Origin of the sequence: Clostridium transplantifaecale, from assembly GCF_900626075.1 — a bacterium.
Lineage (GTDB): Bacteria > Bacillota > Clostridia > Lachnospirales > Lachnospiraceae > Otoolea > Otoolea transplantifaecalis.
This window is the reverse complement of the sequence record NZ_UYZY01000005.1, coordinates 181,370-199,520: the sequence shown is the minus strand read 5'-3', so window position 1 is coordinate 199,520 and position 18,151 is coordinate 181,370. Positions and strand designations below refer to the sequence as shown.

The window sequence follows — 18,151 nt, the reverse complement described above, 5'->3', positions numbered from 1 at the left end:
ATATTAAATACCGGTCTATGCTTTTTGCCTATGTATTGTTTTTGTAAACATCGCTTTAAATTCATATAAAGAGAGTAAATCAATACTTCAGATATCATATAAGACTGTAATAACATTCATCTAACAAAAACATAAACTTTTTATAAACGACAGCATGGTTGATTTAACGGAAGGGTTCTCCGAGAATCTTTGACCATCCAGCCAATCACCGGTCCCAGCCATTTCAGCTAATCGTTTGCCGCTTTCGCCCAAACTGTAACTGGCGGATGTGCAGAATGGAATTACCGTTTTTCCGGTGAAATCGTTGGCTTTCACAAAGGTGCTCCGCCGCCGGACTGGCCAAACACAGTCACATTTTCAGGATCGCCGCCGAAGGCTTCGATGTTATCCTGAATCCATTCAAGTGCCGCCACGATGTCGGTAATTCCTACATTTGCAGAATGCTGGTATTTGTCATCATAAGCAGACAAGTCCAGATGTCCGAACACATTCAGCCGATGATTGACTGATACCACCACCACATCCCCGCTGCGGCTAAGTGCTTCGCCGTCATAGCCCTCCTCGTTAGCAGAGCCGGTAGAAAATCCGCCGCCGTGCAGCCATACCATAACCGGGCGTTTTTCCCCGTCATTGATGCCAGGTGTCCAGATATTCAGATTATGGCAGTTATTATCAGTTCCGGTCTGATCACTTTCACCGTCAATCCCGGAGATGCTGCCCTGCAAAGACTTGGAGCCATAGCTGTCCGCTGCCAGAACCCCCTCCCACGGCTCCACATCCTTTGCCGGAACAAACCGCTCGGCAGCCTGTGCGTAAGGAACGCCGAGATAGCGGCGGATGCCGTCCTGATCCGTTCCCTGCACCTGACCGGCGGCAGTCTGAACGATACCATCAGTCTGCGTGCTTTGCGCCGAAGAAGATTCCGGCTGCTGACTTTGTGCAGAAGGCTCCGCCTGCTGCCCGCAGGCAGACAGGGAAAACAGTTTCCTTTCTTTTCTTTTTCAATAATCCAATTCAAAATCGTTTCATCATCAAATAAGATATTTCCGCCTCCGTGGTAATGATAGATACCTTGACGGTTGAAATACTCATTATCAGGAATCTCGATTTGCAGAAAACGGTTGATTTCTTCATCGGACAGGCCGGTTTCACGGTATGCATCCAATAGGCCATTGTAGGCGTCCCTCGCTTTCTGGGAACCGTAATATTCGTCATTCTCCGCCATAAAGATATACACTGACACCCGGTTCTGTGCCACGGGCGCATAGGTTCCGTCCCATTGGGAAGCTCCGTGAAGATAGGCGGCATACAGATCCGGGCGCATTGAAACTGCCTGCGACATCGTTTCGCCGCCCGCTGAGTACCCGGCGGCATAAACTCGCGCTTTATCCACAGCGAATTGCTTCAGATAAGTTTGAACCGGCAGAGCAGATGTCTGTTCCGGCCCAGTCTGCTGTATTGGTGCAGCACTCCCGGTCAGCACATTTATCTGGCTATTTTGTGATGCGCCCGCACAAGCAGACAGCAGCATATTCAAGCTCATAAACAATGGAATAACGCGCATCATCGACTTTTCTTTCATTAAATTTGCCTCCTTATGGAAAGCGGAGACAGCACAAGGGAGCCGAAGCCTTTCATAGCTGCGGCTCCCTTGCCTTGCTCTTTGCTTTATTGGTTGATTTGGGGTCCGTTGATCCAGTCGGTCACATCGGATTCAGAGGCTCCGCTTCTAAACCGCTGCCCCTCCAGCCACTCACCGCTGCCCGCCAGTTCTTCCAGCAATTCTCCGCTTTCGCCTAATCCGGAGCTGGCGGCAGTACAGAACGGGATTACGGTTTTCCCGGTGAAGTCGTTGGCTTTCACAAAGGTATCCACCGGCCACGCCGCAATGCCCCACCAGATGGGATACCCGATATACACCGTATCGTAGCTGTCCCAGTTATCCACAGTGGAGGCTGTCAGTTCCACCACTCTGTCATCCGAATTGTTATGCTCTACGCTAACCCGGCTATTGTCGTCCGTCCAGTTTAAATCAGCATCGGTATACGGTTCTGCAGGTTCCAGTTCAAACAGGTCGCCGCCTGTTGCAGCGGCTATGGCATTGGCCACGCTTTCTGTGTTGCCGGTGGCGGAGTAGTAAACCACCAATGTAACGCCGCCAGACTCATCTGTTGTGGGCTGCACAGTTTCCCCCGGCTGGGAAGTGGTGGTGTCTGCCGTGTCGGCAGCTTCGCTGCTCTCCGGGGCCGTGGTTTTCTGACTCTGGCTGGGAGACGGAGTTTGAGAAACTGCGTTGCTGCTGCCGCAGGCAGTCAGGGCAAAGAGCGTGGATACCGCCAGCAGACAGCTCATCCATTTTTTCAAAATGTTTCTTTTCATAAGTAGTACCTCCAATCGTGGAATTTTTCATTCCTGTGCTTATTTCACATTTTCCTGAATCCATGCTTCCACATGGTCGGCAATCACATCGTTGTTCCTATCCTGAAACATGAAATGGTCGTTTCCGGTAATGCCCTCGTCAGGCAGATGAATGACCGTACTGGCTGCCCCAGCCGCAGTATAAGCCTCTGTAAAAGTATCTGCGCTTGAGGCCATCATCGACCACATACCCGCCGCCGGGACATCGGTAAATTCCTCGCCGATATAATCCCCATAGTAAAGGGCGACCGGGATTTCCTGTTCCAGCATAGCTGCATAATCTTCGCTGTCCACTGCAGGAGCCATACCGGGTTCAATGGCTACGATGGCGGCAATGTGGTCTGTATATCTGGCTGCCTCCCATCCGGGCATTCCGCCTTGAGAATGGGTTACTAAAATGGATTCCTTGCCGGTGCGTTCATATGCTTCATCAATGGCAGCCGCCACAGCCTGAGCAACCACGGTTATGTCGATGTTTTGGTCGCCACCCACGGAATCCATGCCCGTATCCGGTGTCATTTGGCGGAAAAACTGATCCAGAGCATCTTCTCCGGCAGGGAACTGGGAACCTTCGTTATAGGTGAATGCACCATCCCGATAAGTACCGATGCGGAATTGGGTGTACCAAGTCTGATCAGAGGGTTCTGTGCTGATCGTACCAGCCACAGAGGTCTGTCCGGCTTCGCCGCGGCGGGGTTGGTCAATTAGCCATACGCTGTGGCCTTTTTTCAGGAACATATCTGACCAGCCCTCCCGTCCATCAGGGGTAGTCATCCAACCCATGCGGGATTGACCGTAGCCATGGAGAAATACCATCGGCAGGCCGTTTTCCTCTTCCGGGATCTGATAGAACACATTGGCGTGGTCTACATGGGAGGTAGAGCCTTCCCGCGAGGTATAATAATTTTCAACATCAAATGTTCCATCAGAGGTTGTCACCGTGCCCCCGGCGGAAAAGATGCCCTGATCGGCAATCCTCAGCGTATTGGTGCTGGAGGTTTCGCTGGTCGGAGATTCTGTTGGTTCCGCCGTATTTTGGGACGAAGGTTCCACCGTGCCGCCGGTGGATGGGGTGCTGCTGCATCCGGCCAGCAGTGAAAGAGCCAGCACGCCGGTCAGCGTAAGTGTTGCTATTCTACGTTTTACTGTCATAAATTGTTTCCTCCTGTTGTTTGTTTTTTTAAGGGGGTTGATTCGGTTTCCCGCACCCAATCTTCTATGGAGGACAGCTCATATTTGAATTCCGCTCCATGGATAGAAAGACCGGGAGCAATATGTGCGGTAGGACAAACGCATTTTAAATCCCGCTCGCTGTGACCCATACCACCGCCATCGTGGGTGCAAAAGGGTTTGACCGTTTTTCCGGTAAAGTCGAACCGTTCCAGAAAGGAAAACACGGCCATGGGCATGGTTCCCCAGTAGTTCGGATAGCCCAGATAGATTACATCATAGGGAGAAATACTCTCCGGGTACTTCTTCAGCTTTGGCCGGACATTTCTTTGCAAGTCCTGCCGCGCCTGATCAATACACTGGTAATAGTCCTCCGGATATGCCTCACACGGTTCAATGAGAAAGCAGTCCGCATCTGTAAATTTTTGAAGGACTGCGGCGATCAGTTCTGTGTTTCCAACCGTGAGCCTCTGTACGCTTCCATTCACAAGGTTTTCACCCCGCCGTGAATAGTAGGCAATCAGCGATTTCAAATGTCACACCTCCTACGCTGTAGTTTTTCTGTTACTTTTCATACTTATTTTACAGCAGAAAGTCTTGCATTGGAACGGCAAAAAAGCTATAATAGTACCAACCAAAAGGTGTGAACGAAAGGCAGGTGTGAGTGAATTATGTATAACAGACATTTGGACACCTTTATTCAAGCAGCTGACTGCGGCAGCTTCCTCAAAGCGTCCGAGAAACTGTATGTTTCTGCAAATGCGGTCACGAAACAGATCAATCTGTTAGAGGATCATTTGGGCATTAAGCTGTTCCACCGCAGCACACAAGGTCTGGTGCTGACGGATGCCGGAAAACTGATTTATGCCGAAGCGAAAAGGATGATCCGCCATTCAAACTCCATCCTGCAAAAAGCAAAGGAACTGGAAAACCGGCAGGAATATGTCATCCATATCGGCCTGTCCTTAATGAATCCGGCAAGTATCCTGCTGGAGCAATGGCATAAGGCATCAGAACAGTACCCCAATATCCGGCTGGACATCGTTCCTTTCGAGGATACCGTCCCTGCTTTTAATGAGGTTTTAGATAATCTGGGAAAGAAAATCGACTTGATTTCCTGTCCCTACCAGACAAACTATTGGGGAGACCGCTATAATTCCTTTCATCTGTGCGACCTGCCGATGTGCGTTGCCTGCTCTAAGACTCATCGTCTGGCAACTAAAAGCCGATTGACCGTAGAAGATCTGCACGGCGAAACGCTGCTTATAGAAAAACGGGGCATTACGCCTTACATTGACCGGGTTCGGGATGATCTGGAGCAGAACCATCCTCAAATCCATTTACGGGATTTGGAGTCTGTGGATTTGAACCAGTTTAACCACATTGTTTCCTCCAATGACCTGATGCTCTCAGCCGAATGCTGGTCTGGCGTTCATCCGCTTTTAACGACTCTCCCGGTAGAATGGGACTCCCCCTTTCCCTATGGTCTGATTTACGCTAAGAACCCGTCAAAGGAAGTATTGCAGTTTATCATGGCAATCGGACAGGTTGAAGTATAAAAAAACACGGTGTCAGAAACTTTTGAGGTTTTTGGCTCCGTGCTTTTTTATGCTGTCTTACTTACCGCGCCAGCCCGGTGAGCATCTCCACAGTATCAGGATCATAATGGGAGAAAAACAGGCTCTCCCCCTCATCCAGTGCAGAAATGGCTGCCATATCCCCGGCATTCAGCACAAAGTCAAACACATCGAGATTCTGAGCCATACGCTCCTTGTGGGTAGACTTGGGGATTACCACCACATTACTCTGAATCAGGAAACGCAGTGCGGTTTGAGCCGCAGACTTCCCATATTTTTCACCGATTTGATTCAGCACAAGATTCCCGAAAAAGTCCTTGCGCCCCTCTGCAAAAGGCCCCCAGCTCTCATGCTGGACACCATACTTTTCCAGATAGGAGTGAGCTGTCTTTTGCTGCTGGAACACATGGGTTTCAATCTGGTTGACAGCAGGTTTGATTTCCACAAACTTGCACAAGTCGATGAAACGGTCGGGATAAAAGTTGGATACACCGATAGCCCTGAGTTTTCCCGCCTTATATGCGTCCTCCATCGCCCTGTAAGTGCCGTAGTAATCGTTAAAAGGCTGGTGAATCAGCATTAAATCAATGTAGTCCGTCCCCAGTTTCTTCAGGGACTCGTCAATGGATGCGGCAGCTTTTTCCTGACCGCCGTTGGAAATCCATATTTTCGTTGTGAGGAACAATTCCTCTCGTGGGAGTCCGCATTTGGCGATTGCACTGCCCACAGCTTCTTCGTTGCCATAAGCCTGTGCGGTGTCGATGGCACGGTATCCCACATCAATCGCATCCAGTACGCACCGCTCACACTCGTCATTGGATACCTGATACACGCCGTAGCCCAGAATGGGCATTTTCACTCTGTTATTCAAATTCACATATTCCATACTTTTTCTCCTTCAGTTTTCGTAAACCTCTTTTGCCATTCGCAGTGCCGCCCATGCTTTGGGCCAGCCCGCATAAACGGGGGGATAGCATCTCTGCCAGCCGTTACTTTTTTCCATAAATATGAATCCTTTCCTGACCTATTTTTTGGCCATGGGGGAACCCCCAAATACTCCGGACAGTTCCATTCCATCCAGTGCCTTATTGAGCATTCTGACTTCATCAGCGGTCAGTTCTATGTCTGCAGCTCCCGCATTTTCTGTCAGGCGGCTGATTTTTCGGGTGCCGGGGATGGGAACAATATATGATTTCCCGCATAACATCCACGCCAGAGAAATCTGAGCCGGAGTGGCATTCTTACTTTCCGCAAGCCCGTAAAGCAGAGCCAGCAGTTCCTGATTTTTCTGCATGGCATCCGCAGTAAACTGCGGCATGGCGCTGCGGTAGTCATCCTGCGTAAACTTACTGTCCGCTGTGTATTTCCCCGTGAGAAACCCGTTTGCCATGGGACTGAATGCAACAAACCCAACACCCAGCTCCTCCAAAACCGGAAACAACCGTTCATAATCCCGGTACATCATGGAATAGCGGTTCTGGATAGCTGTCACGGGGCAGACAGCGTGCGCTTTTCGCAGATAATCCTCATTCGCCTCGGAGATGCCCCAATGGGTAATTTTACCCTCTCGAATCAGGTCAGCCATTACCCCTGCTACTTCCTCGGCGGGAACGGACGGGTCAATACGGTGCTGATAGTACAAATCAATATAATCCGTATGCAGACGGCGCAAACTTCCTTCTACAGAGCTTCGGATGGTTTCCGGGCGGCTGTCTGTCAGGATATTTCTGTTATCATGGCGAACACCGAATTTTGTGGCAAGCTGCACTTTATTCCGGTAAGGGGACAGTGCCTCTCCAACCAATTCCTCATTGTAGGAAATGCTGCCGTCTGTGTTTGTTCCAAGATAGCTTTCCGCTGTATCGAAAAAGGTGTAGCCTATCTCAAAGGCTTTCTGAATTGCTTCAACTGCTTCACTTTTTTCAGTCGCCGCACCGTAGGCATGAGAGAATCCCATACATCCCAGCCCCACAGCAGCAACCGTCAAATCTTTTCCCAGAGTGCGAGCCTTCATCATCTTACCTCCTTACACCTGTCTGCCCATCTCATAGGCTTCCCGCATGGCAGGCATTCCCTGAATTGCACCGGCCTCATACACGCCTTTTCCATAGATTACGCCCATTTCTTTGGAGCCGTTTAAGCACCGGGCAAAACCACGGAAACACTCCAATGTACAGTCCATAACATCGGCACTGTCCTCAGCAGCGGTCATGATGTAATAGAACTCTTTGTTCGGGATATTCGTCCAGCGGGCCACGGAGCGGTCAATAACCGCTTTCATCTGGGCGTCGATGGAGTAAAAATAGACCGGGCTTGCCATGACGATCACATCGGCAGCCTGCATCTTGTCGAGAATCTCCGCCATATCGTCTTTGATGGCACACTGACCGCCATTTTTGCAATAATAACAGGCGTTACACGGCGCTGCTTTCTTGCTGCGCAGGAAGATTTTCTCCACCTGATTGCCGCTCTCCTGTGCGCCTTTTAAAAATTGATCACACAGCAGGTCAGAGTTTCCGCCCTTACGGGGACTTCCTGATAATATCAAAACATTTTTTTTCATCGTCTTTTCTCCTCATTTTTTCTGTTAAGATGGAGCCCTTCTGCCCAATCGGTCACTTCGCCGGCACTGGCAGCCACATCGTTGCGGGATAGTATCAGCGCATTATCCCGAATCAGCGCACCGGGCTGAAGCTCTGAAATCGTCTCCACTGTGCGGGATGCTCCACTGCCTCCATGGGTGATAAAGGGAATCATGGTTTTGGCTCCAAAGTCATACTCCTCTAAGAAGGTGTATAGCGGCTGGGGCATATCTCCCCACCAGTTTGGATAGCCCAGCAGGACAATTTCATACTGGTCAAAATTGTCAATCTGCGTGGCAAGCTCCGGACGGGCATCTGCGTCTTGTTCTTTTGCAGCCTGTTCCACCAGCGGGTCGTGATCGCCGGGATAGACTTGCGTTGTTTCAATGCGGAATAAGTCACCGCCTGTGGTCTGCTGGATAAGCTGCGCCACATACTGCGTGTTGCCCAGCTTCTCGCCTTCGCTTACCACAACACTTGCGCCTGCAACAGCATCTGCTCCTGTCGTATCAACATCCTCCGGAACGGAGAAATAGGCAATCAGGATATTGCTGTTTTCAGAAGGAATTGTTTTCTGCTCCGGTTTTGTGGAGGACATACCCGGCGGAGGGCTTTCATTGTTCGGAACACTCTCCTTGCCGCAGGCAGTCAAGCTCACACTCATGGCAAGGAGAAGAAGGATTGTGCGTATACTTTTCATCGTGGTTTTCTCCTTTTCGTTAAAAGCACTCGTTGAAGATTGCAAGGATTTCTTCATGCGTCATTTTCTTGTAGCTTCCGGGAACAATGGGACAGGAATCTGCAATTTCTTTCAGCTTCTCCCTGCTATCCATCCCCAACTCCCGAAGGGTGGATGGCAGCCCCAACTCCCCAATGAATTTTGCCAGCGTCTCCACACCGGCGTTCGCCAGTTCGCTCTCCGTTTTTCCCTCCGGGGCTATGTCCCAGACACGGGTGGCAAACCGGGCGAATTTGGTTTTGCCCGCCTCGCATATATGACGGTAATAGACCGGATGCAGTACCGCCAGCCCAGCGCCATGATTGCAGTCGGTGTAAGCGCCAAGCTGATGCTCCATCATGTGACACTCAAAATCGGTTTTCTTGCCCAGCTTGATGATACGGTTCTCTGCCATAGTCGCCTCCCACATCAGGTTGCTGCGGGCGGTGTAATCCTTTGGATTCCTGACCGCTGCCCGCAGGTCACGGATCACGCCCCGCATCAGTGCCTCGGCAATGTCATCGGACACATTTTCCTCATCCGGCTCACTGAAATAAATCTCCATGATGTGGCTCAGGGTGTCAAAACCGCCGGACACCATCTGGAGCTCAGGAACAGACAACGTATAGGTCGGGTCCATCAGGGCAAATTTGGCATTGCATTTGGGATAGTCACGGCCTGTTTTCATTTTCAGTTCCTCGTTGGTAATCACCGCACCGCCATTCATCTCGCTGCCGGTACCAGACACCGTGACCACAATTCCCAGCGGAAGCGGCTCAAAGTCAATGATGCCCGGATTGACCCAGAAATGCTTCCACACATCCCCTTCATAGACAGCGGCCAGGGAAACCGCCTTGCAGCAATCCATAACGCTGCCGCCACCCACAGCCAGAATGAGAGCCACCTGATTTTCTCTGGCCAGCTTTGCGCCCTCCAGCACCTTGGCATAGGTGGGGTTTGGCATGATGCCGCTGAATTCTATCACGTTTTTTCCTGCGCTTTGCAGAATGCCGGTAATTTCATCATAGACACCATTCCGTTTAATAGAGCCGCCGCCGTAAGCCAGCATGACATTGGGGCCATAGTGACTCGTAAGACAGCCCAGATATTCCTTGACGCACCCCTTGCCAAAAATGGCTTTCGTGGCGTTTTCAAAAATAAAGTTGTTCATTTTATTCATCCTTTCCATTCATATGGGCTTCCCAAAATTTGATTGCATCCCCGATCCAGCCCTCGGCATCTGTACCGATACCGAGGCCGAAGCCATGACCAAGGTTTTGATATTTATGAAACTCTGTGTCGATGCCCAGGGCGCTCATAGCCGTGAGACGGCTCTGCATCGTGCGCCAGCTTGCGATGCCGTCATTTTCCCCCACGCAGGCATAGGTGGGCGGATCGTTCTCTGTGTAATCGCTGTGACCGGTGTACTGCATGACCACGGTTCCCGGCCTTGGAAGATCATTACCCCCAAAGGCACCGGGGCCATAGGAGCCGAGCCATGCCGCCATTCTGGCTCCCGCCGAGCCTCCCCAAAGGGAGTAGTCACTGGTGTCCACTTCCAACTCCTCTGCATTTTCAAAGATAAAGCTGACAGCTCGTGCCAGATCCTCACAGGCAGTCTGCGCACCGGGACGGTAGATGAGTGCAAATGCGTTATAGCCTGCTTTGGACAGCTCCAGCGCATGGGGGAAACTGTCCTGTATAGCGCCCACATAAGCAAAACCGCCGCCTGCATTACATACCGCAAATCTTTCTCCGGGATTTCCCTTGAAGAAAAACAATCCCGTGTCCTCTTTATCAGGGTCAGCCGCCTTTTCTTCTGCCGTGTAAATATTGTAAAAGACGGTTTCTCCAGCGGCAGCATGATCTTTCAGGTAATTGACGATTTCCACCGTTTTTTCAGGGCGTATGTTGTGATACCATATCCACTAAATTCGTGGAGTACCTCATTAAGTGGCCAGGTATGACTCGCACTAAGTTCGTAGAATACCTCACTAAGTGCTCATAGTATACCATGTGAGCCGGAATTCGCCAGAGTCGTTCCGCTGTAATATCCATCGTCAGCAGGAAAAATCAGTCTGCCATAGTCCCCGAACGCTGAGTCACTGACTACATCAGCGATGGGTGTAGTTTCGTCATAGATTGTCATATCTGCCAGCTCCCCATCATGAATGGCCGGTGGCCCTGTATCGGAAATGCCGGGCATGATTTCCTGTCCGGCGCAGCCTGAAAAGGTCATAGACAAAAGCAAAATACTTGTTGCAAATATTGTTTTCATTATGCTTCCTCCTGTTTCAGTTCTCCTTTTGCTGCGCTCCGTTAATCTTTTGTTGATACACTGATTATAAATCCGTCAGCACCGGAACAGAAGTATCGTTTGGTTGTTCAGCATCAAGTCAAAGGTTGTAACTAAAAAAAGTGCCTGCAAGAAAATCTCACAAACACTCTTTTCGTTCATTCTGTTTTATGTTTCGGCAGCAAGATCAAAAACCTTTGCCACCGCCTGAACAAAGTTACTCACTGTTTTAGATGGAGTATGGGAATACAGCAGTCCAAAGGGGATTTCGTGTTTCCAGTCTACCGGAATCATCTTCAGCAGGGGATGGACATTCTCCCATTGGGGAACCGCCATCAGAAGGGCATTCTCATGCTCACACCGGTTGAACGCCTCCAGATTGTAAAACGTGAAATCTTCAATTTGGATTTCCGGGTGATGTTCCCACAAATCGTCCCGGAGCCGGTCGGTATATTTGCTCCAGTTTCGTTTCATCAGCATCAGCTTTTGATCATGCAAATCCTCCACAGACAGCCGTTTTTTCTGAGCCAGCGGATGATAGATGGAAACCGCGAGGCAGATGGGAACCCGTAAAAGTTCCAGCGCATTGCATCCTCGCAGGGCCAGCATGGTTTCGTCAAAAATCCCGGCTACCACATCGATGTCCTGTCCCAGATTCTTAAGAATCCCGCTTGCATTCTCCGGTGTGTTTTCAAAATTGATAATTTCAAATTTAAGGGCAGGGTACACCTCATGAACACGGGGCCACAGCTCCATCAGGAACTGGCATGGGGTAATCAGCGAGCTTCCCAGCCGTATCGTGTTTTCGTTGCTCTGCATGGCATTTTTAGCCCGCACCTGTGCATCCTTCGCATATTGTATCATGTATTTCGCATCCTGATAATAGGATTTCCCGGCATCGGTCAGCGTCAGACCTCGTGGGGTGCGATGGAATAACTGCACCTCAAGGCTGCTCTCCAGCAGGTTAATCTGTTTCATTACCGCCGTGGAGGAGATATACATACTCCCCGCCGCCTTGGAAAAGCTGCCGGCATCAGCTACTTGAATAAACGTATCTAATTGGTGATTATACATACAAACCTCCTCTCTCTGTTTTTCCTGCAATCAAGTATATCACGAAACCGGAGGAACTTCGAATTGAATTTTCTTTTTGCTTCCTCACAGTTCTAAGTGTGTCCTCCGGCTATTCAAGCAAATTTTATAGATATCCTAAAATGTGAGAAAAACCTTGGATTACATCCCCCCTGCCTCCGGAATCTTCATGTGATTAATCATGCTGCCTAAATATGCAGCCCCAAACCCATTATCTATATTTACCACGCTCACCGGGCAGTCTGCAAGGCCGCCAATCACGCTGGCCAGCGCCCCTTCCATTCCGGCAATCGCGATAATCACACGGGCCGACATAATATCCTCTGAATGCGCCAGCAATCTGTGCAGTCCGGCCACCCCCACATCGTACAAGCAGACTACCTCATTGCCCAGAGCTTCGGCTGTAAGAGCCGCTTCTTCCGCCACCGGCAGATCCGTGATTCTCCCCGATAGCGAATAACGTGTGGAGTCTGCTCCCGCTTCCACAAAGCATAATGCTAAAAGAAATGCCCCGGATGCTGTTTCACACCCGGAACACTTATGCTTTTGATACCTATATTTTACTCTTTACTCCTGATCCAGATTCACCAGACGGTAAGAGCGGCTTCCAAGACCAATGGTCTCTGCGTTTTCCAGGGTATGAATCCCGTCGCGGTCCGCAATCCGATCCATCAGGCTCTCATTTCCCTGGGCACTGGACACCAAATCGATGCAGGCCTGATCCAGTGCCACCGGATCGTTGGATGCCAGAATACCGATATCATGAATATCCGGCTCGGCGGGATTGCCATCACAGTCACAGTCAATGGATAAACGGTTCATTACATTAATATAGGTAATCCTCTCTCCGTTTCCCAGGTAGTCGGAAACAGACTTTCCCGCATCTCCCATGGCTTCCAGAAACGCATCCTGAGCTCCGCCCATGAAGCTTGTCCGGCTGGCGCCGCCCGTATGAATCCAGTTCTTTCCTTCGCTGGAGCCAAGTCCGATGGAGATATTCTTGATTGCTCCTCCAAAACCGGCCATGGCATGGCCTTTAAAATGGGATAATACCAGATAGGAATCATAATCCCCAAAAACCGCGCCCACATAGTTTTCGGACAGACGGGTTCCGCCCTCAACAGGCAGTGTCATAGAGCCGTCCTCATCCTGAATCTTCACATCCGCAATCTAACAGAGCAATCATCAATTCGCGTTTTTAATCAAATCCATAAGTTAAACTTATCATAAAGTTTTTTCATTCAGAATATCTTTAATTTTTACTGTTCTTCAGAATCTACTGCAGCCGGCAGCAGATCTGAGGATCCGGAAACCGCCCGCTCGGCCGCAGCTTCGCCTGTCAGGAGATAGCTTCCGTTAATATATCCTTCCACCTCTCCGTAGCGGATGCGGTACCATATCTCCCCTTCCTCCAGGATCTCACAGATGCCGCCTGCTGGCAGCCGCCCGATAATAGAGGCGTCAGCTTCAGCGTGATCCCTGATATTCAGATAATCTGAAACATTGGCAATTCCCGGGGTTTCATATCCTTCCAGCACATCCGCTTCACCTGCCGTTTCCGGAGGCGTTTCCTCTTCTTCCTCCGTCTGCTGCTCCGGCGCTTCTGCAGAGGATGGCGTTGCAATGACAGCGGATTCGGTGTACTCCGCCGTCGTCTCCACGGTTGTTTCGGTCAGAACTCCTTCGGTCCGGTCATCCTCTCCGTCTCCCCGCCCTGCAAATATGAAATACCCGCCTACAACCAGCGGCAACATAAAAAGCCCTATCAGCCCTTTATAAATCAGAACGCGGCGGCGTCTGGCCTCCCGTTTCCGTTCCCGCTTCTGCTGCCATTCTTCCGGCATTCTTCCGTAATTCTCATTGTTCATCATTCCACTCGCTTTCTATCTCCCTGACATAATCCCAAGTGATTCCCTGATCCTCCGACTGATAAAGAGCCCTGCTTCCTCCGTGGTAATCACCGTCGGCGCCCTGTCCAATTAGCATCTTCAGTATTCCGTCCTCCTCATATGGCATCTCCGGGAAATCAAAGGGTTCATCTGGATTCGCCACTTCTTCCATCACAGAATACGGAAGCTCCACCCGCTTTGTTGTTCTTCCTCCGTCCTCCGTCCGAAAAAGCTCCGCTTCATCTCCTCCATTGTGGGACAAGGCCATAAATCCCAGTTCCGGGGTGATAAATGCAATTCCGGCCGCACCTCCTCTTCTCTCCTCCATGTTCTCTCCCGAATCTGCCAGAAGATAGCGGATTGGAGTTATTTCATTCTCACGGTCAGGGACTTTTGTTCCACCATCTAGTCCCCTTTTTGCAGCCCCACATTCAGCACCAGTCCTAATCCCAGATACAGGCTCACCAGGGAGGTGAGGCCATAGCTGACAAAGGGCAGCGTAAGTCCGGTAGTCGGCATCAGCCCGGTTACCACACAGAGATTGACAAATGCCTGTCCTGCGATGAGGGCAGCCATCCCGGTACAGATCAGCCTGCCCGTCAAATCCCTTGTGCGGATTCCGATTCTGATACATTCAAAGACAATCAGATTTAGAAGCAGCAGAATTACCATGCAGCCCCAGAATCCTAATTCTTCCCCTGCCACTGCCATGATGAAATCCGTATGGGGTTCAGGGAGAAAGCTGCCGTTTTTGACAGAAACCGGGCTGTCATTGCCAAGCCCCCTTCCAAACAGTCCGCCGTTTGCTACTGCCATGACCGAATTCTGTTGTTGGTAGGAATCCTGCGCCCACTCTCCCGGCGCCAGCCATGACATAATCCGCCGGTACTGATAATCGTTCAGTATTCCCTGGCCGGGACGTGTGACGAGAAACAGGAAAAGCCCGGCCGCCGGAACCCCGGCCAGCAGTACCCGAAGGATAATCCGGTAGTCAAGTCCAGCTATATAAAGCATACATACGACCACCCATCCCACCACAATGGCGGTAGACAAGTCCGGCTGTTCCAGGATCAGTACAAGAGGAAGCGCCAGTACCGCCAGGATACACAGAATGAATCCCGGCCTGTCCATTTTCTCCCGGTTACTGTCAAAGAACCATGCAAAAAATACAATCAGCAGGATTTTTGTCAGCTCTGACGGTTGAAAGCGCAGGGGGCCTATCTCAATCCATCTGGCCGCTCCGCCGGATATGGCGCCGGCAATGGTCACGCTCAGAAGCAGTGCCAGACTGGTAATATAAATGGCCCATCCCGTTCTCGCTATCAGCTTGTAATTCAGCAAAGAACAAAGTAACATCATTACCGTCCCCAGTATAACCCCGGCTATCTGACGTTCCCGGTAGACAGGATTGGCGCTTCCAATCAGAATCACGCCAATCAGGGAAAGCAGTAATGTACAGGCTGCTAAAAAAAAATCAAATTTCTTAAATGTAAAATCATTCAGCATTTTATCCGTATGCTTCACCATCCTCCTAATCTGCAAAACTGTTGCCGCGGTTTTCCGGAAGCTCCGCCTGGCCGGTCAAAAGCTGCGATGCATCCTCTGTACGGAAGTAATATTTAAGTATATCTGAAGTCACCTCCACTGCATTAGACGAAGCATATCCATAAGCAATCCTGGTTGCTACTGCGATTTCCGGCGCTTCATACGGAGCGTAACCGATAAACAGCGCATGGTTCGGCCTGGTCCGGTTCTGCTGGGCCGTTCCGGTTTTTCCTGCCACAGAGAAAGGGAGTTCTCTTAGAATACGGTTATTCTCCGCCATCATTCTCATGCCCTCTCCGATGGTATTCCAGGCAGAGGGGAGTATCTCCTCCAGAAGGCGTTCATCCGGCTCATCCATCTGTCTGAACCCTCCATCCGCCCCTTCCTGTACCCGGTCAATCAGCGTCAGATTATGCAGGTTCCCTTTATCTGCCAGAGCAGCCGCATACCGGGCCATCTGGGTTGTCGTATAGTTGTGGTTGCTCTGTCCGATCGCTGCCGTAACCGGGAATCCGTCTGCCATCTGGGGAGCGCTTTCGGGAATCTCAATGCCTGTATTTTCATTGAAGCCGAACATTTCCGTATACTTTCTAATGGTCTCGATTCCTCTATTTTCCCGATAGACATCATTTTCCAGGCTCATTTCATAGCCTAAGGTGTAAAAAAAGTAATTACAGGAATCCCGGAGGGCCTCCGTCACGTTAATGGCTCCGTGGGTGGCGCCGGATGGATAAATCCAGCAGCGCGGGCTGGGGGTAATAAGTTCAAAAATACCGAGGTCCTCAATTTCGCTATTTCTGTCAATCACCTGCTCCGTTAGCCCCGCAGCCACCGTCACTGGCTTGAACGTGGAGCCGGGCGCTGTCCGTTGCTGTGTCGCATTATTATATAACGGCAGCGATGCGTCATTCAGCAGTCCATTGTAATAGTCTCCATCCACGGAATTAGCCAGCCGGTTATTGTCATACCCCGGATAGGTGACACAGGCCAGAACCTTCCCGGTCCCCGGTTCCACAACCACGCTGGAGGCTGTGGAGGGATCAAGCGCCAGCTGGGCCGGCGTAATTTCGAGATTTCGGATTTTATCCCTGATAAAGGTATACGCTTCCAGAGTCCCGATACCCAGCCCGTCGTAATCTCCGCCCCTGTCCTCCACGGCTCCCTGTTCTATCAGGATCCTGCTGATCTGTTCCCCGGTAATACTCCCCTGCCGGATCATCTCGCGGTACAAAAGTTCATGGAAGCCGGAGTCATCCAAAAGCCGGTTCACGATCCATGATTCCAACGCATTAAGATTCTCCTCTATCATTGTATAGGAACCCTCCTGGGGCAGAAGGCCTTCCGTGCTCACCCAGCCTTCTCCGATTCCCCCCTGCAGAAACTGCTCCAGGCTGATTTCATCCGACTGCCACCGGCTGTATAATTCACTGTTTCGGTCCACTTCTTCGCTGCGGTAATATCCCTCCTCTTCCAGAATTCCCAGCGCATAGTCCAGATACGCCTGCATTTCTTCTCCCAGCTCCTGATTCGGCCGTCTGACAGCCTCGGGAATTTCTGCCATTACCTGATTAAGCCTCTCCTCAAACAGACCTGACACCACCCGTTCCTCCGCCCCGGCTTCCGCACCTGAAAAATGTTCCGTATCAATCACATGGTTGTCAATCAGCGCAAAATAAACGGCTTCAATCGGAATACTCAAATCATTCGTTCCTTCCGGCGGTTCCCGTGTGATATTCGCAAGGAGAATTCCCGCCAGCTTCTGCTCCAGCAGGTCATATACGGCCTTCTGAAGTTCCGCGTCAATGGACAGATAAATATTATTTCCCGTAGTCGCCCCGGTGGACTCCAAAATCTCGGTTACCCGCCCTACGTTGTCCACATAGAACCTCTCCCCACCATTTCTGCCGTGAAGCTCCCGCTCCATGGACTGTTCAATTCCGGCTTTTCCTACTATGTCATTCCGGTCATATTGAACTCCGCTGTCTGCAAGCTGTTCCAGCTCCTCTTCCGACACAGGTCCCGTGTAGCCCAGGAGGTGGGCGAAATATTTGCTGTCTGTATATCGTCTCACGAGCCGTTCTGTTACGTCGAGACCAGGCAGTTCCGGCTGATTTTCCAAAATAGCTACCATGGTCTCCTGGCTTACCTCTCTTGCCAGATCCGTTGTCATATAGCGCTGATAGTTATTGCTGCCCATGGCAAAACGTACCGAGGCCACCTGCAGGGCGCGCTCAGCCGGATAATCCTCCGGTATTCCATACCTGCGTTCCGAGCAGAGATATTCCATCACCTGTCCGGCTGTGGCAGTCCGTTCATCATATCCAAGCCTCTCATTATATTCCAGATCATCGGTTCCGGCATGACCGTATACGTCTGCCAGAAACCGGAGCAGCCGGTTTCCCTCATCCCGAAATGTGTAATTGGAGTCAACTATGGAAATGGGAAAATCGTTAATGACAGAATCTCCATTCTTTTCAATCAGATCAATGGCCTGTGAAATCTGCTCATTCAGGGCGGCATTCCGTTCCCTGCTGCTCCCATACACTCCGTTATCTTCAATCGTTACAGTATACGTCACTTCATTATAGGCCAGCTCCGTTCCATTTCGGTCATATATAATACCGCGGCTTCCCTGGAATACCTGCTCCCGCTCAATCCGGTTCCGGAAATTTTCCTGATACTCTTCACTGTCCACCACCTGCAGCATAAAAAACCGTCTTGCCACAATGACCCCCATAAATAACATCACGATCCCAAAAAGAGTCATCCTGTATCTTAAAATATGATGAATAAAAGTCCTCATATATCTCCTGTTTTTCTTCATGCATTTATGCCAGACAAAGCGCACATTACGTTTCCCTGCC

20 protein-coding genes and 2 pseudogenes are annotated in these 18,151 nt (G+C 50.5%); 1 reads left to right on the top strand and 21 read right to left on the bottom strand.

All coding sequences use genetic code 11. The annotated features are described in order from the left end of the window. Positions 1-120 precede the first annotated feature (120 nt). The 7 genes and pseudogenes from EJL91_RS25410 to EJL91_RS18220 form a co-directional block, all read right to left on the bottom strand. A complete protein-coding gene (locus tag EJL91_RS25410; protein WP_243125460.1) occupies positions 121-315 on the bottom strand; it encodes a flavodoxin in 195 nt (64 codons plus the stop codon). Continuing rightward, on the bottom strand, positions 312-863 hold the full coding sequence (locus EJL91_RS18240; protein WP_243125457.1) for a carboxylesterase family protein: 552 nt from the start codon (positions 861-863) through the stop codon (positions 312-314). The genes EJL91_RS25410 and EJL91_RS18240 overlap by 4 nt, the downstream gene beginning before the upstream one ends. Before the next feature lie 151 nt (positions 864-1,014). Further along, on the bottom strand, positions 1,015-1,215 hold the full coding sequence (locus tag EJL91_RS25015; protein ID WP_243125489.1) for a hypothetical protein: 201 nt from the start codon (positions 1,213-1,215) through the stop codon (positions 1,015-1,017). Positions 1,216-1,276: 61 nt separating this feature from the next. Continuing rightward, positions 1,277-1,531: pseudogene (locus EJL91_RS25010) on the bottom strand (prolyl oligopeptidase family serine peptidase); the annotation flags it as partial. 137 nt (positions 1,532-1,668) lie between these two features. After that, positions 1,669-2,379 (bottom strand): flavodoxin, encoded by a 711-nt coding sequence (locus tag EJL91_RS18230; RefSeq protein WP_125143399.1) that lies wholly within the window; start codon positions 2,377-2,379, stop codon positions 1,669-1,671. A 39-nt stretch (positions 2,380-2,418) separates the two neighbouring features. Continuing rightward, positions 2,419-3,570, bottom strand: coding sequence for an alpha/beta hydrolase (locus EJL91_RS18225; protein WP_125143398.1), 1,152 nt, complete (start codon positions 3,568-3,570; stop codon positions 2,419-2,421). After that, entirely contained in the window at positions 3,567-4,121 is a 555-nt protein-coding gene (locus tag EJL91_RS18220) for a flavodoxin (protein ID WP_125143397.1), read from the bottom strand. The genes EJL91_RS18225 and EJL91_RS18220 overlap by 4 nt, the downstream gene beginning before the upstream one ends. Positions 4,122-4,259: 138 nt before the next feature. Here EJL91_RS18220 and EJL91_RS18215 point away from each other — a divergent pair, with 138 nt between their 5' ends. After that, on the top strand, positions 4,260-5,147 hold the full coding sequence (locus tag EJL91_RS18215; protein ID WP_125143396.1) for a LysR family transcriptional regulator: 888 nt from the start codon (positions 4,260-4,262) through the stop codon (positions 5,145-5,147). A 61-nt stretch (positions 5,148-5,208) separates the two neighbouring features. Here the strand turns inward: EJL91_RS18215 and EJL91_RS18210 are convergent, their stop codons facing one another. The 14 genes and pseudogenes from EJL91_RS18210 to EJL91_RS18145 all read right to left on the bottom strand — a co-directional run bounded on the left by EJL91_RS18210 (position 5,209) and on the right by EJL91_RS18145 (position 18,090). Continuing rightward, complete coding sequence (locus EJL91_RS18210) at positions 5,209-6,051, bottom strand: aldo/keto reductase (RefSeq protein ID WP_125143395.1); 843 nt, start codon at positions 6,049-6,051, stop codon at positions 5,209-5,211. Between the two features lie 138 nt (positions 6,052-6,189). After that, positions 6,190-7,179, bottom strand: a complete 990-nt coding sequence (locus EJL91_RS18205) for an aldo/keto reductase (protein WP_125143650.1) — start codon at positions 7,177-7,179, stop codon at positions 6,190-6,192. A gap of 12 nt (positions 7,180-7,191) precedes the next feature. Further along, the gene (locus tag EJL91_RS18200) at positions 7,192-7,728 is read right to left on the bottom strand and encodes a flavodoxin family protein (protein ID WP_125143394.1); all 537 of its coding nucleotides are present in this window, start codon (positions 7,726-7,728) and stop codon (positions 7,192-7,194) included. Then, positions 7,725-8,447 (bottom strand): flavodoxin, encoded by a 723-nt coding sequence (locus tag EJL91_RS18195; RefSeq protein ID WP_125143393.1) that lies wholly within the window; start codon positions 8,445-8,447, stop codon positions 7,725-7,727. Before EJL91_RS18195 ends, EJL91_RS18200 begins: the two co-directional genes overlap by 4 nt. A 19-nt stretch (positions 8,448-8,466) precedes the next feature. Then, the gene (locus EJL91_RS18190) at positions 8,467-9,636 is read right to left on the bottom strand and encodes an iron-containing alcohol dehydrogenase (protein ID WP_125143649.1); all 1,170 of its coding nucleotides are present in this window, start codon (positions 9,634-9,636) and stop codon (positions 8,467-8,469) included. A 1-nt stretch (position 9,637) separates the two neighbouring features. Beyond that, a complete protein-coding gene (locus EJL91_RS18185) occupies positions 9,638-10,357 on the bottom strand; it encodes an alpha/beta hydrolase family protein (RefSeq protein ID WP_206429520.1) in 720 nt (239 codons plus the stop codon). A 110-nt stretch (positions 10,358-10,467) separates the two neighbouring features. Beyond that, entirely contained in the window at positions 10,468-10,743 is a 276-nt protein-coding gene (locus EJL91_RS18180) for a hypothetical protein (RefSeq protein WP_125143392.1), read from the bottom strand. Between the two features lie 186 nt (positions 10,744-10,929). After that, positions 10,930-11,835: a LysR family transcriptional regulator gene (locus tag EJL91_RS18175; protein WP_125143391.1), complete on the bottom strand. Its 906-nt coding sequence runs from the start codon at positions 11,833-11,835 to the stop codon at positions 10,930-10,932. Between the two features lie 159 nt (positions 11,836-11,994). Continuing rightward, positions 11,995-12,303, bottom strand: a pseudogene (locus EJL91_RS18170) (nickel pincer cofactor biosynthesis protein LarB); the annotation flags it as partial. 117 nt (positions 12,304-12,420) lie between these two features. After that, the gene (locus EJL91_RS18165; protein ID WP_341467030.1) at positions 12,421-13,014 is read right to left on the bottom strand and encodes a DUF362 domain-containing protein; all 594 of its coding nucleotides are present in this window, start codon (positions 13,012-13,014) and stop codon (positions 12,421-12,423) included. 98 nt (positions 13,015-13,112) lie between these two features. Then, positions 13,113-13,724, bottom strand: a complete 612-nt coding sequence (locus EJL91_RS18160) for an SH3 domain-containing protein (RefSeq protein ID WP_125143390.1) — start codon at positions 13,722-13,724, stop codon at positions 13,113-13,115. Continuing rightward, positions 13,711-14,070: a hypothetical protein gene (locus EJL91_RS18155; protein WP_125143389.1), complete on the bottom strand. Its 360-nt coding sequence runs from the start codon at positions 14,068-14,070 to the stop codon at positions 13,711-13,713. The genes EJL91_RS18160 and EJL91_RS18155 overlap by 14 nt, the downstream gene beginning before the upstream one ends. 77 nt (positions 14,071-14,147) lie before the next feature. Then, complete coding sequence (locus EJL91_RS18150) at positions 14,148-15,269, bottom strand: FtsW/RodA/SpoVE family cell cycle protein (protein WP_243125455.1); 1,122 nt, start codon at positions 15,267-15,269, stop codon at positions 14,148-14,150. Between the two features lie 4 nt (positions 15,270-15,273). Next, positions 15,274-18,090, bottom strand: a complete 2,817-nt coding sequence (locus EJL91_RS18145) for a penicillin-binding transpeptidase domain-containing protein (RefSeq protein ID WP_164516880.1) — start codon at positions 18,088-18,090, stop codon at positions 15,274-15,276. Between the last annotated feature and the right edge of the window lie 61 nt (positions 18,091-18,151).